Origin of the sequence: Janthinobacterium sp. 13, from assembly GCF_002749695.1 — a bacterium.
Lineage (GTDB): Bacteria > Pseudomonadota > Gammaproteobacteria > Burkholderiales > Burkholderiaceae_D > Janthinobacterium > Janthinobacterium kumbetense.
This window is the reverse complement of record NZ_PEEQ01000001.1, coordinates 1,740,435-1,753,733: the sequence shown is the minus strand read 5'-3', so window position 1 is coordinate 1,753,733 and position 13,299 is coordinate 1,740,435. Positions and strand designations below refer to the sequence as shown.

The 13,299-nt window shown below is 61.5% G+C and carries 14 protein-coding genes; 12 read left to right on the top strand and 2 right to left on the bottom strand.

Annotated features, from left to right (window positions below; genetic code table 11):
- The first annotated feature begins 151 nt into the window (after positions 1-151).
- The 6 genes from CLU94_RS07720 (at position 152) to CLU94_RS07695 (ending at position 7,667) form a co-directional block, all read left to right on the top strand.
- Positions 152-610 (top strand): Fur family transcriptional regulator, encoded by a 459-nt coding sequence (locus CLU94_RS07720; protein ID WP_257218716.1) that lies wholly within the window; start codon positions 152-154, stop codon positions 608-610.
- 119 nt (positions 611-729) lie between these two features.
- A complete protein-coding gene (gene alaS, locus CLU94_RS07715; RefSeq protein ID WP_099665215.1) occupies positions 730-3,342 on the top strand; it encodes an alanine--tRNA ligase in 2,613 nt (870 codons plus the stop codon).
- Positions 3,343-3,577: 235 nt separating this feature from the next.
- The gene (locus CLU94_RS07710) at positions 3,578-3,805 is read left to right on the top strand and encodes a sulfurtransferase TusA family protein (RefSeq protein ID WP_010395510.1); all 228 of its coding nucleotides are present in this window, start codon (positions 3,578-3,580) and stop codon (positions 3,803-3,805) included.
- A gap of 256 nt (positions 3,806-4,061) precedes the next feature.
- The gene (locus tag CLU94_RS07705) at positions 4,062-4,811 is read left to right on the top strand and encodes an electron transfer flavoprotein subunit beta/FixA family protein (protein ID WP_034759884.1); all 750 of its coding nucleotides are present in this window, start codon (positions 4,062-4,064) and stop codon (positions 4,809-4,811) included.
- Positions 4,812-4,851: 40 nt separating this feature from the next.
- Positions 4,852-5,784 (top strand): electron transfer flavoprotein subunit alpha/FixB family protein, encoded by a 933-nt coding sequence (locus CLU94_RS07700; RefSeq protein ID WP_077400542.1) that lies wholly within the window; start codon positions 4,852-4,854, stop codon positions 5,782-5,784.
- 92 nt (positions 5,785-5,876) lie between these two features.
- Positions 5,877-7,667, top strand: coding sequence for an acyl-CoA dehydrogenase (locus CLU94_RS07695; RefSeq protein ID WP_099665214.1), 1,791 nt, complete (start codon positions 5,877-5,879; stop codon positions 7,665-7,667).
- Positions 7,668-7,844: 177 nt separating this feature from the next.
- Here CLU94_RS07695 and CLU94_RS07690 read toward each other — a convergent pair whose 3' ends face one another.
- Positions 7,845-8,471: a glycine zipper 2TM domain-containing protein gene (locus tag CLU94_RS07690; RefSeq protein ID WP_099665213.1), complete on the bottom strand. Its 627-nt coding sequence runs from the start codon at positions 8,469-8,471 to the stop codon at positions 7,845-7,847.
- Between the two features lie 136 nt (positions 8,472-8,607).
- Entirely contained in the window at positions 8,608-9,042 is a 435-nt protein-coding gene (locus CLU94_RS07685; protein WP_099665212.1) for an NINE protein, read from the bottom strand.
- 288 nt (positions 9,043-9,330) lie between these two features.
- Here CLU94_RS07685 and rpsP point away from each other — a divergent pair, with 288 nt between their 5' ends.
- From rpsP to CLU94_RS07655, 6 genes are all read left to right on the top strand, one after another.
- Positions 9,331-9,582 (top strand): 30S ribosomal protein S16, encoded by a 252-nt coding sequence (rpsP, locus tag CLU94_RS07680; protein WP_010395524.1) that lies wholly within the window; start codon positions 9,331-9,333, stop codon positions 9,580-9,582.
- Positions 9,583-9,595: 13 nt separating this feature from the next.
- Positions 9,596-10,153, top strand: a complete 558-nt coding sequence (rimM, locus tag CLU94_RS07675) for a ribosome maturation factor RimM (protein ID WP_077400554.1) — start codon at positions 9,596-9,598, stop codon at positions 10,151-10,153.
- A gap of 50 nt (positions 10,154-10,203) precedes the next feature.
- Positions 10,204-10,950, top strand: a complete 747-nt coding sequence (gene trmD / locus CLU94_RS07670; RefSeq protein ID WP_099665211.1) for a tRNA (guanosine(37)-N1)-methyltransferase TrmD — start codon at positions 10,204-10,206, stop codon at positions 10,948-10,950.
- A 134-nt stretch (positions 10,951-11,084) separates the two neighbouring features.
- On the top strand, positions 11,085-11,468 hold the full coding sequence (gene rplS / locus CLU94_RS07665; RefSeq protein ID WP_035825414.1) for a 50S ribosomal protein L19: 384 nt from the start codon (positions 11,085-11,087) through the stop codon (positions 11,466-11,468).
- Between the two features lie 78 nt (positions 11,469-11,546).
- Positions 11,547-12,206, top strand: coding sequence for a CoA pyrophosphatase (locus CLU94_RS07660; RefSeq protein WP_099665210.1), 660 nt, complete (start codon positions 11,547-11,549; stop codon positions 12,204-12,206).
- Positions 12,207-12,303: 97 nt separating this feature from the next.
- Positions 12,304-13,263 carry a CobD/CbiB family protein gene (locus CLU94_RS07655; RefSeq protein WP_099665209.1) on the top strand — a complete coding sequence of 320 codons (960 nt, stop codon included), beginning with the start codon at positions 12,304-12,306 and terminating at the stop codon, positions 13,261-13,263.
- The last annotated feature ends 36 nt before the right edge of the window (positions 13,264-13,299 follow it).

The following is a 13,299-nucleotide window of genomic DNA, read 5'->3' as shown; positions in this document are numbered from 1 at the left end:
AATTCCTTTATCGGCGATCGGTTTGACGGGTCGGGGCAGGCCATTGCCGGATGGGGTGGCTGCCAGAAGATGATAATGATAACCCATTATCATTACTGTGTGACAGTTTTTCCGGGCAGGGGAGTCAGGCGGATGGTGTATTCTGTCGGCTATGGAACGCACAACACGTCAAAAAACCGCTATTCAAGCCGCCATCGAGTCGGCCCAGCGCCCCTTGTCGGCGCAGGAAATCCTCGAACAGGCCAGCTTGCAAGTGACGCAGCTGGGCATTGCCACCGTTTACCGCAACTTGAAATCGCTGGTGCTGGAAGAAAAGGTGCACGTGGTGACCTTGCCGGGCGAAAACCCGCGCTATGAGTCGAACACGGCCGCCAATCACCACCACCACCATTTCCAGTGCACCACGTGCCAGCGCGTGTTCGACGTGCATGATTGCCCGGGCGACTTGAAGCGCATGGCGCCGCAAGGCTTTGTCGTCGAGCGCCACGAACTGACCCTGTACGGCCGCTGCGCCGACTGCAATGCGGCCGCCGGCGGCACGGCCACAGCGGGGAGCGCCGTAGTTGCCACCACTGTGCACGCCTGCGCCAGCCACCACGACCCGGCCTGAGCGGGCAGGTTGTCGATGTTGGCACGGGCGCAACAATGGCCGTGCCCGCCGTCATTGCCGCACCCCATATCACGTATAATCTTCCCTTTAAAGCTGCCGCCACTCTTTGCCAAAAAAACATGAAATCAACTGAAATCCGCGACAAGTTCCTCAAATTTTTCGAGTCCAAGGGCCATTCCATCGTCCGTTCCAGCTCCCTGGTGCCAGGCAACGATCCGACCTTGCTGTTGACGAACAGCGGCATGGTGCAATTCAAGGATGTGTTTACGGGCACGGACAGCCGTCCGTACACGCGTGCCACTTCCGTGCAGCGCTGCGTGCGCGCCGGCGGCAAGCACAACGACCTGGAAAACGTCGGCTACACGGCGCGCCACCATACCTTCTTTGAAATGCTGGGCAACTTCAGCTTCGGCGACTATTTCAAGCGCGACGCGATTCAATACGCGTGGGAACTGCTGACCAAGGTATATGGCTTGCCGGCCGATAAGCTGACCGTCACCGTGTACATCGAAGATGACGAAGCGTACGATATCTGGGCGAAAGAAATTGGCGTGCCAACCGAGCGCATCATCCGCATCGGCGACAACAAGGGTTCGCGCTACGCGTCGGACAATTTCTGGCAGATGGCGGACACGGGCCCATGCGGTCCATGCACGGAAATCTTCTACGACCACGGCGCCGACATTCCTGGCGGCCCGCCGGGCTCGCCTGACGAAGACGGCGACCGCTTCATTGAAATCTGGAACCTGGTGTTCATGCAGTTCAACCGCGACGAAGCGGGCGTCATGCACAAGTTGCCGAAGCCATGCGTCGACACGGGCATGGGCATGGAGCGCCTGGCCGCCGTGCTGCAGCACGTGCATTCGAACTATGAAATCGACCTGTTCCAGCACCTGATCAAGGCTGCCGCGCGCGAAACGGGCGCCACGGACCTGGAAAACAAGTCGCTGCGCGTGATCGCCGACCACATCCGCGCCGCCGCTTTCATGATCGTCGACGGCATCATCCCGGGCAGCGAAGGCCGCGCGTATGTATTGCGCCGCATCATCCGCCGCGCCTTGCGCCATGGCCACAAGCTGGGCCAGACGAAACCGTTCTTCTACAAGCTGGTGGCCGACCTGGCCATCGAGATGGGCGGCGCCTATCCGGAGCTGGAAGAAGCGAAAGACAACGTCGCCAACATGCTGAAGGCCGAGGAAGAGCGTTTCGGCGAAACCCTGGAAACGGGCATGAAAGTGCTGGAAGCGCAGCTGGCCAAGGATGCCACGGGCATCGACGGCGCCACCGCCTTCACCCTGTACGAAACCTACGGCTTCCCGCCGGACCTGACGGCCGACATTTGCCGTGAACGCGACATCACGTTCGACCAGGCCGGCTACGACGCGGCCCTGAAGGAAAGCCAGGAATTGTCGCGCAAGGGCGGCAAGACGCACAAGGACAGCAAGGTCGAGTACACGGGCGAGAAAAACACCTTCGTCGGCTACGATCAATTGACGTTCAGCAGCAAGGTCGTCGCGCTGTACGCGGCCGGCACGCCCGTGCAGGAACTGAAAGCCGGTGAAGCGGGCATCGTCGTGCTCGACACGACGCCGTTCTACGCGGAATCGGGCGGCCAGGTGGGCGACCAGGGCGTGATTTCCTCGGGCGCGGGCAGCTTTGCCGTCAGCGACACCCTGAAAATCCAGGCCGACGTGTTTGGCCACCACGGCGTGCTGGAATCGGGCGCGCTGAAGGTGGGCGACGCCGTCTCGGCACAAGTCGACACGGCCAAGCGCGCGCGCACCATCCGCAACCACTCGGCCACGCACTTGATGCACAAGGCCTTGCGCGAAGTGCTGGGCAGCCACGTGGCGCAAAAGGGTTCGCTGGTCGACCCCGATAAAACCCGTTTCGACTTCAGCCACAATGCGCCGATGACGGCAGAGCAAATCGCCGCCGTGGAAACCATCGTCAACAAAGAGATCCTGGAAAACCGCGCCACGCAAGCGCACCTGATGTCGTTTGACGATGCCGTCAAGCATGGCGCGATGGCCCTGTTCGGCGAGAAATACGGCGACGAAGTGCGCGTGCTCGACATCGGCAGCTCGAAAGAGCTGTGCGGCGGCGTCCACGTGCAGCGCACGGGCGACATCGGCTTGTTCAAGATCATCGCCGAAAGCGGCGTGGCCGCCGGCATCCGCCGCGTGGAAGCCGTGACGGGCGAGGGCGCGCTGGCGCTGGTGCAAACCATCAACCGCCGCCTGGTCGAGGCAGCCAACGCCCTGAAGGCGCAGCCGGAAGAGCTGACTGCCCGTATCGGCCAGGTGCAGGACCACGTGAAGGCGCTGGAGAAGGAACTGGCCGCGCTGAAATCGAAACTGGCGTCGGGCCAGGGCGATGAACTGGTCACGCAAGCCGTCGATGTCAACGGCATCAAGGTGCTCGCAGCCGTGCTGGACGGCGCCGACGTGGCCCGTCTGCGCGAAACCATGGACAAGCTGAAGGACAAGCTGAAAACGGCCGCCATCGTGTTGGCCAGCGTGGCCGACGGCAAGGTCAGCCTGATCGCCGGCGTCACGGCCGACGCGACTGGCAAGGTCAAAGCGGGCGAGCTGGTGAACTTCGTTGCACAGCAAGTGGGCGGAAAAGGCGGCGGACGCCCCGATATGGCGCAAGCGGGCGGCACCGATCCGAGCGGCCTGGCGAACGCCCTGGCCGGCGTGCCGGCCTGGGTCGGCGAACGCGCGAAATAAGGCGTAAGCTAGGCTCCATGCGGGGTTTTCGCCCCACAGCCCCTTGAAAACGGCCCGCAGACGGTGTTTGCGGGCCGTTTTGCCGTGTGGAATCTCGTTGTGACACCACAACAGCCGATGAACTATTTTGGTGCAGCGCGTCAATGCCCCTGATTTAGAGTAGTATGTCGAAAATCAGTACAACAAAAATGGCGGGATATTGATGATGAGCGACACACTACTTGATACCGAGATTATGGAATTTCATAAAGAACTCGACGCGCGGGGCTTGAATTGCCCCTTGCCGATTCTGAAGGCGAAAAAGGCTTTGTCAGAGCTGCAGAGCGGGGAAGTGCTGCGCATCATGGCAACCGATCCCGGTTCCGTGCGCGACTTCCAGGCTTTTGCCAAGCAAACGGGCAATGCCCTGCTGTCGCATGTGCAGACGGGTACCGAATTCGTCTTCCTGATGCAACGCAAATAATTCTGCCAGCCGGGGCCGCCGTGGCGCGGCCTGGTGAATACCCTGCCGTGTGCCTCACTTTCGTGCCCTTTTGCTGCCTTGCAGCGTAGCGGCGGACTCCCCTGAAATCTTCAAAGCTGGACAGTTTAGATGGATTGCTCTAACAAAAAATCGCACGATCGTGCTTAAATTCGGTTCAAGATTCAAATTTCTCTTATAATCGAACGCACAATCAGCACTTGATCCGTCATTTTTATAATTTCCCAAAGGCATAGCTATGAAAGTCTTGGTACCCGTCAAACGCGTGGTCGACTATAACGTCAAAGTCCGCGTCAAGAGTGACGGCACTGGCGTCGATACCGCCAACGTCAAAATGTCGATGAACCCTTTCGATGAGATCGCGCTGGAAGAAGCGATGCGCCTGAAAGAAGCCGGCAAGGTCACTGAAGTGGTCGCCATCTCCTGCGGCGTGACGCAGTGCCAGGAAACCCTGCGCACGGCCATGGCCATCGGCGCCGACCGCGGCATCCTGGTGGAAACGACGACTGAACTGGAACCGCTGGCCGTGGCCAAGCTGGTCAAGTCCCTGGCCGAGAAAGAGCAGCCGCAACTGATCATCCTGGGCAAGCAAGCCATCGATGACGACAGCAACCAGACCGGCCAGATGCTGGCAGCCCTGCTGGGTTGGCCGCAAGCCACGTTCGCCTCGAAAGTCGTGCTGGAAGACGGTAAAGTCACCGTCACCCGCGAAGTCGATGGCGGCCTGGAAACCCTGGCATTGACCTTGCCAGCGATCATCACCACCGACCTGCGCCTGAACGAGCCACGCTATGTGACCTTGCCGAACATCATGAAGGCCAAGAAAAAGCCGCTCGAGACCGTCAAGCCGGAAGACCTGGGCGTCGATGTTGCGCCACGCCTGAAGACCCTGAAAGTCGTCGAGCCAGCCAAGCGCTCGGCCGGCATCAAGGTCCCGGACGTCGCTACCCTGGTCGCCAAGCTGCGTACCGAAGCCAAAGTCATCTAAGCGGCTTTGCCGTCTACCCAGAACAATTACAGGACATATCATGGTCGCATTAGTTATTGCTGAACACGACAACGCTACCTTAAAGGGCAGCACCCACCACACCGTGACCGCGGCTGCCCAGTGCGGCGGCGACGTGCACGTGCTCGTCGCAGGCTCGAACGCATCGGCTGCCGCCGCTGCCGCCGCGCAAATCGCCGGCGTGACGAAAGTCATCGTCGCCGACGCGCCATATTTCGCTGACGGCCTGGCCGAAAACGTGGCCGAGCAAGTGCTGGCCATCGCCGGCAACTACAGCCACATCCTGGCGCCAGCCACCGCCTACGGCAAGAACATCCTGCCGCGCGTGGCCGCCAAGCTGGACGTTGCGCAAATCTCGGAAATCACCAAGGTCGATTCGCCGGACACGTTCGAGCGCCCGATCTACGCCGGTAACGCCATTGCCACCGTGCAATCTGGCGACAAGGTCAAGGTCATCACCGTGCGCACCACCGGTTTTGACGCCGCTGCCGCCACCGGCGGTTCGGCTGCCACGGAAACCGTCGCCGCCGTCGCCGACGCGGGCAAGTCCGCCTTCGTGGGCCGCGAACTGGCCAAGTCCGACCGCCCTGAACTGACCGCCGCGAAAATCATCGTGTCGGGCGGCCGTGGCATGGGTTCGGCGGAAAACTTCCACATCCTGGAACCGCTGGCCGACAAGCTGGGCGCCGCCATGGGTGCTTCGCGCGCCGCCGTCGACGCCGGCTTCGTGCCGAACGACTGGCAAGTGGGCCAGACGGGCAAGATCGTCGCGCCATCGCTGTACATCGCCGTCGGTATCTCGGGCGCGATCCAGCATCTGGCCGGCATGAAAGATTCGAAGACCATCGTCGCCATCAACAAGGATCCGGAAGCGCCGATCTTTGCCGTGGCCGACTACGGCATCGTGGGCGATCTGTTCGAGATCGTGCCGCAACTGGTCAAAGAACTGGGTTAAGTCACACCCCTTCCGGTTTTGTTACTGACAAAGCCACGCCGGCCCGCCCCACACGGCGAGCCGCGCGTGGCTTTTTTCTTGGAGAAAAGAAGATGAGCTATCAAGCCCCGCTGAAAGACATGTTGTTCGTGATGAACGAACTGGCCGGCCTGGCCGAAATCCACACTTTACCCGGCTGCGAAGACGCCACGCCCGACACGGCGGAAGCCGTGCTGGAAGAGAACGCCAAGTTCTGCGGCGGCGTGGTGGCCCCCTTGAACGGCCCCAGCGACAAGGAACCGAGCTTCTGGCACGACGGGCAAGTCACGACGTCGAAAGGCTTCAAGGACGCGTTCAAGGCCTACGGCGAAGCGGGCTGGCAGGGCGTGCAGCATCCGACGGAATTCGGCGGCCAGGGCTTGCCCAAGCTGCTGGCCACGCCGTGCATCGAAATGCTCAACTCGGCCAGCATCTCGTTCGCCCTGGTGGCCCTGCTGTCGGACGGCGCCATCGAAGCGCTGCTGACGGCCGGCAGCGACGAGCAAAAAGCGGTGTATCTGGAAAACCTGGTGTCGGGCAAGTGGACGGGCACGATGAACCTGACGGAGCCGCAGGCCGGTTCCGACCTGGCCGCCGTGCGCACGCGCGCCGTGCCGCAGGACGATGGCACGTATAAAGTCTTCGGCACGAAGATTTTCATCACGTACGGCGAACACGACATGGCGGAAAACATCGTCCACCTGGTGCTGGCCCGCACGCCGGACGCGCCCGCCGGCGTGAAAGGCATTTCCCTGTTCATCGTGCCGAAATTCCTCGTCAACGCCGATGGCAGCCTGGGCGCGCGCAACGACGCCCATTGCGTTTCCATCGAGCACAAGCTGGGCATCAAGGCCAGTCCGACGGCGGTATTGCAGTTCGGCGACCACGGCGGCGCCATCGGCACCCTGGTGGGCGAGGAAAACCGCGGCCTCGAATACATGTTCATCATGATGAACGCGGCCCGCTTCGGCGTGGGCTTGCAAGGCATCGGCCTGGCCGAGCGCGCCTACCAGCAAGCCGTGGCGTTCGCCAAGGACCGCGTGCAGTCGCGCGACCTGGCCGGTTCGCCTGGTCCCGTCTCCATCATCCACCACCCGGACGTGCGCCGCATGCTGATGTCGATGCGCTCGCAAACGGAGGCGGCGCGCGCGCTGGCCTACGTGGGCGCGGCCATCAGCGACGTGGCGCACCACCATCCGGACGCGGAAGTGCGCGCGGAAAGCCTGGCGACGTATGAATACCTGGTGCCCGTCATCAAGGGTTGGGCCACGGAAATGTCGCAAGACGTCACGCGCGACGGCGTGCAAGTGCATGGCGGCATGGGTTTCATCGAAGAAACAGGCGCCGCCCAGCATTACCGCGACGCCAAGATTCTCACCATTTACGAAGGCACGACGGCCATCCAGGCGAACGACCTCGTGGGCCGCAAGACGGTGCGCGACGGCGGCGCCGTGGCGAAAGCCATCATCGCCCAGGTGCGCGCCACGGAAGCCCAGCTGGGCGAACTGTCCGGCGCCGACTTCCAGGCCATGCAGCGCCACCTGGCCGAAGGCAGCGCGGCCCTCGAAGCGGTAGTCGAGTATGTGGTGGCGAACATGAAGACGGACATCAAGGCCGTGTTCGCGGGCAGCGTGCCCTATTTGAAACTGGCCGGCATCGTGCTGGGCGGCTGGCAAATGGCCCGTGCGGCCGTGGTGGCGCAGCAAAAGCTGGGTGAGGGCAGCGGCGACGCTTCGTTCTACAAGGCAAAAATCGCCACGGCGCGCTTCTTTGTCGACCACATCCTGTCACAGGCGCCAGGCTTGCGCGCCACCATCATCGACGGCAGCGCCGGCGTGATGGCCTTGTCGGAAGAGCAGTTTTAAGTTGAAACTTGGCCGGCGCCCGCCGGCTGAATGGAAAAAAGCGCTGGAGATCACTCTCCAGCGCTTTTTTATATTAAGAACGCCTGAGAAAGCGCTCAGGGCAAGGCGCCTTGTCGCAGACAGCACGCTAGTGCGGCAAGACAAGGCAACGCCGCCATGGGCGATTTCTCTGCGTTCTTAACGGCGGGCGATGCCGTTGCCGGAATTGCGTACCAAGTCGCCAGCGGCCAGGCCAGGGTCCTGGTCAAACGCGAAGTCGGCCTTGGCGCCCGTTTCGTACTGCACGGTAACGGTCCACACCTTGCTGTTTTTCATGTGGCCTTCGACTTGCTTGCCCGCGAAAGCGCCGCCGGCGGCGCCGGCCAGGGTGGCCAGGTCCTTGCCGCGTCCGCCGCCAACCTGGCGGCCCAGCAGGGCGCCGGCCACGCCGCCGCCGATCATGCCCAGTGCACCGCCTTCGCCCGCTTTTTCAGCGACGTTGACTGCCAGCACCTTGCCGCACTCGGCGCAGATCTGCTGCTGGGCTGGTTTGCTGTTCTGGCCCGCATACGAATTGCCCGCCTTTTGCGCGGCCTTGGCATTGATGATGGCCTGGTCGTATTCGCCCTTGGCGTCGCGCAGGCATTGCATGCGGGCTTTCGAGCTGGTTTCTTCTGCGCACAGTTTCTTGTCGTCCGCATAGCGCGTGTTGGCTTGCTTGGTGTCGTATGCGTATTGCGCTTTCGGCGACAGGTTTTGCGCGAAGGCGGAGGTGCTGAACAGGGCCGTGACGGCGACTGCGAGGATGAGTGGGCGACGAATCATGATCTTCTCCTAGGGGGTGTTGAATGTGCCAGTAATGTCGGCATTGTGAATGCAGTATAGAGGAAAATCATGATTGCTTACCAACACTTACATGTGCGTGCGGCAGGCGCGATCCGATGCTATTTCCGGGTGGAAATTAACCGTAGGCGCCGCCTGTGTACAGCAAGTCGAACAGGCGCGCCATGGTGGCGATCAGCACGCCCGCGCCTAGCATCAAGGTAGCGACCAGCACCACGGCCAGGGGCCAGCCCGTGTCCGACTGGCGGCTGGAGGAGGCGTTGTAGCGCGCGTCCCACTTGTCGTCCGGCATCAGGCCCAGCACCAGCGCTTCCAGGAAGCCGCCCAGGGCGGACAGGGTCAGCGGCAATATCTGGTAAAACCAGTCCGCTTCGGGAAACAGCTGGCGCAGCAGCAGCGAGGCGGGCAGGGCGGCCAGGTGCAGCCAGCCCCAGCGGTCCTTGGCGCCGTGCAGGTAGAAGCGGTGGGCGCCCAGCATGCCCAGCAGGAAGGCCAGCAGTGTCGTGAAGGCCTTGTTCTTGTGCGACTGTTGCAAAATGGTAGCGGTGGTCATGGGACTCCAGAGTTGCTCATCGGTAAAGATTGCCAGTATCGGTCATTGCTTGCCGCAACGATAGCACTTTCAGGCGGCATTCAGGCGATGCTGTCGTGCAATATCAACGCCTGGACGTGGCATGGCAGGCACGATAGACGCACGCGCCTATTGCGTCTTCGGCCATGACTGGTCATAATGTTTGATTAGCCCAAATTACACGCCCGTCATCATAACGCTTGCTGCCTGGCGGTAAAGCGCGCTATAATTTGCGGCTTTTTCCGCCTCAGCACACTTTTTGGAAATATTATGGTCGTTATTCGTTTAGCTCGTGGAGGCGCCAAGAAGCGCCCGTTCTTCAACATCGTCGCTACTGACTCGCGCAATCGCCGCGATGGTCGCTTCATTGAGCGTATCGGTTTTTACAACCCGATGGCGCAAGGTGGCGAAGTTCCACTGCGTATCACCGCAGACCGTCTGGCCTACTGGCAAGGCGTTGGCGCACAATTGTCGCCAACCGTTGCTCGCCTGGTAGCTAGCAACAACAAAGCAGCAGCTTAATTAGATCACTGGTTTGACGGTCAAGACTGCATCCGGGGTGAAAGTCCCCGATGACCTGGTACAGGTAGGCTATGTCTCCGGTGCTTATGGCATTGCTGGCGGGGTCAGGATCACTCCTTTCTCCGACGACGCGGATGCATTATTAAGCGTCAAAACCTGGTGGTTTGATAAACCGACCTTGCATGATGTTCAAGTCAGGCAAGCGAAGTTACACGGCGGCGACGTCGTGGCCCAGCTGGTGGGTGTGGTCGGGCGGGATGCCGCAGAAGCGCTGAAAGGCGTCTCTGTGCAAATTCCGCGTAGCCATTTCCCGACGCTGTCGGCCGATGAATTTTATTGGTCCGATCTGATCGGACTGACAGTCGAGAATTTGCAAGGCGAGTGCCTCGGCACAGTGCACGACATGATGAGCAATGGTCCGCAGTCGATCTTGCGCGTTACGCCCGTCGCCACTGCCGATGAGACCGTTGAAAAGGCGCCTGAGCGCCTGATCCCGTTTGTTGGCCAGTTTGTCATTAACGTTGACAAGGCTGCCAGCAAGATCACGGTCGACTGGGGCCTCGATTATTAAACCGCCTGCGCTTAACTTTGCGCCGGGCAAACTTTGCAGGATGGTGAACGATGCAATTTGATGTCGTGACCCTGTTCCCGGAAATGTTTGCCGCGCTGACGCAGTCGGGTGTGACCCGGCGCGCCTTCGAGCAGGGGAAATGTGGCTTGTCGCTGTGGAATCCCCGCGATTTCACCACCGACAATCACCGTACCGTGGATGACCGCCCGTATGGCGGCGGCCCCGGCATGGTGATGATGGCCCGTCCCCTCGAAGCGACAATTAATGCCGCGAAGCAACGTCAGACCGATCTCGGCCTGGCGGCGCCCCGCGTGGTGTTCATGTCGCCGCAAGGCCGTCCGCTGACGCACGAGCGCGTCACGCAGTTGAAAGCCGAACCCGGTTTGGTGATCCTGTGCGGCCGCTATGAAGCCGTGGACCAGCGTTTGCTGGACCGTTGCGTCGACGAAGAAATCAGCGTCGGCGACTTCGTCCTGTCGGGCGGCGAACTGCCCGCCATGGCGCTGATGGATGCGGTGATCCGCCTGTTGCCGGGTGTCTTGAACACCGAGGCATCGGCCATCGAGGACAGCTTCGTCAATGGCTTGCTCGATTCGCCGCACTACACGCGGCCGGAAAGCTATGAAGGCATGGCCGTGCCGCCCGTCTTGATGGGTGGCAATCATGCCGAGATCGTCAAGTGGCGCCGCCAGCGCATGCTGGAAGCGACCGCGACAAAGCGGCCTGACCTGCTGGTCAGTGCGCGCGCCGCCGGCTTGCTCAGCAAGACCGACGAAAAATTCCTGGCCAGCCTGTAAACCGTCCTCGGACGGCCAGCAGGGTGGCTTTGCAGTGCCGGGCATGTTGCCCAAATTGGTAATACCCATCCTCTACCGGGCGGATAGCACGCTATCCACAGTGCGCCGGCATGATGGTTTTCGGAGTTATAAAAATGGACTTGATTCAACAATTAGAGCAAGAAGAGATCGCCCGTCTGGGTAAATCGATTCCTGACTTCGCACCAGGCGATACCGTTATCGTCAGCGTCAACGTAGTCGAAGGTACGCGCAAGCGCGCCCAGGCTTACGAAGGCGTCGTTATCTCCCGTCGTAACCGTGGCCTGAACTCGAACTTCATCGTTCGCAAGATCTCGTCCGGCGAAGGCGTTGAGCGTACGTTCCAACTGTACTCGCCGCTGATCGCTTCGATCGAAGTGAAACGCCGTGGTGATGTTCGCCGCGCCAAGCTGTACTATCTGCGTGAGCGTTCGGGTAAATCGGCGCGTATCAAAGAAAAATTGCCAAATCGCCGCGTTGTGGCGAAAGCAAGCGCGTAATATCAGCGTCTGCGTTGGGAAAAGGGGTGCCTCTCGGCGCCCCTTTTTTATTCTGAATTGCTATTGAGGCAAGCTGCCATGGCCACCGTCGCATTTGATCCCAAACAACTCGCCATCGATTCGATCGCCGGCGAGGCGGCGCTGGACGCCGAACGCCTGACGCCGGACTGGCTGCGCCAGCGCCTGGCCGAACAGCCGGACTGGCAACCCGAGATTACCCAGGATTTCCTGTCCGCCCGCGCCGTGCCCGTGCGCGCCGCCGTGCTCATTCCGCTGGTGCAACGGCCACAGGGCTTGACCATCTTGCTGACCATGCGCACGGACCACCTGAGCAGCCATGCGGGCCAGGTCAGCTTTCCGGGCGGGCGCAGCGAACCGTTCGACGGTTCGCCCGTGGCCACGGCCCTGCGCGAAACGGAAGAAGAAGTGGGCCTGGCGCGCGAACACATTGAAGTGCTGGGCTGCCTGCCCGACTACCTGACGGGCACCGGTTACCAGGTCACGCCCGTGGTGGGCCTGGTGACGCCGCCGTTCGAGCTGCGCGCCGACCCGTCGGAAGTGGCGGAAATCTTCGAAGTGCCGCTGGCCTTCCTCATGGATGGCCTCAACCACCAGCGCCTGTCCGTGGAATTGCCCGGCGGACGGCGCTCGTTCTACGCCATGCCCTACGAGCGCTTCTACATCTGGGGCGCCACCGCCGGCATGCTGCGCAACCTGTTTCACCTCTTGCGCGCGTAAAATGGCACCCCGCACGTAATAAGTTTGATTCCAGCACTGCACTGCGCTATCGTAGCGGGCATTGCGGTATTGCTGAAAAAGACAAAAAGGACCATTGATGACATTTCTCTCCATACTTTGCGCATTGCTGATCGAGCAGCTCAAACCTTTGCGCGCGGACAATCCGATCTACGCCGAAATCAAGAGCCTGGCAATGCGCATGGAGACCTGGTTCAATGCCGGCCATGCCAACCACGGCCGCATGGGCTGGTTCCTCATGATCGGCGTGCTGATGGTGCCGACGGCCGGCGTGTACTGGCTCTTGCGGCATTACCAGCTGACCCCCCTGGCCTTCGTCTGGAATGTCCTCATCGTCTACCTGACATTGGGTTTTCGCCATTACAGCCATTACTTCACGTCGATCCAGCTGGCCCTGAGCGCCGGCGACGAGGCGTCCGCGCGGACCTTGCTGGCCGAATGGACCAAGCTCGACACGGTAGGCATGGAAGCGAGCGAAATCGCCCGCATCGCCGTGGAAAAAGCCCTGATCACCACGCATCGCAATGTGTTTGGGGTGTTCTTCTGGTTCCTCATGCCGCTGGGCCCTGCCTGCGCCGTGATGTACCGCGTGGCCGAATACCTGGCGCGCGCCTGGAACGAGCCCGAGCACATGCGCAATGAAGCGTTCGGCCAGTTCGCCGCGCGCGCCTTTTACCTGATCGACTGGATTCCCGTGCGCCTGACGGCCGTGGCGTTTGCCGTGGTCGGCAATTTCGAGGATGCCATCTACGCCTGGCGCAATTTCGCCCAGCGCTGGCAGGACGAGGCCATCGGCATCATCCTGACGGCCGGCGGCGGCGCCATGGGCGTGCGCCTGGGCACGCCGGCGGAAACGGCGGCCCGCGTGGTCGTCACGCCCGACATGGCCGTCGATGACAGCGACAGCGAAAGCGATATCCTGCCGGGCGAAGAGCCGGGCGCACGCGCCTTGCAGAGCACGGTGGGCCTGGTCTGGCGCGCCTTGCTGCTGTGGATGCTGTTGCTGCTGTTGATGTCGGGCGCCGTTTTCCTCGGCTGACGCGGGCGCACACGCGCCATCCATGCGCCTGGCGCG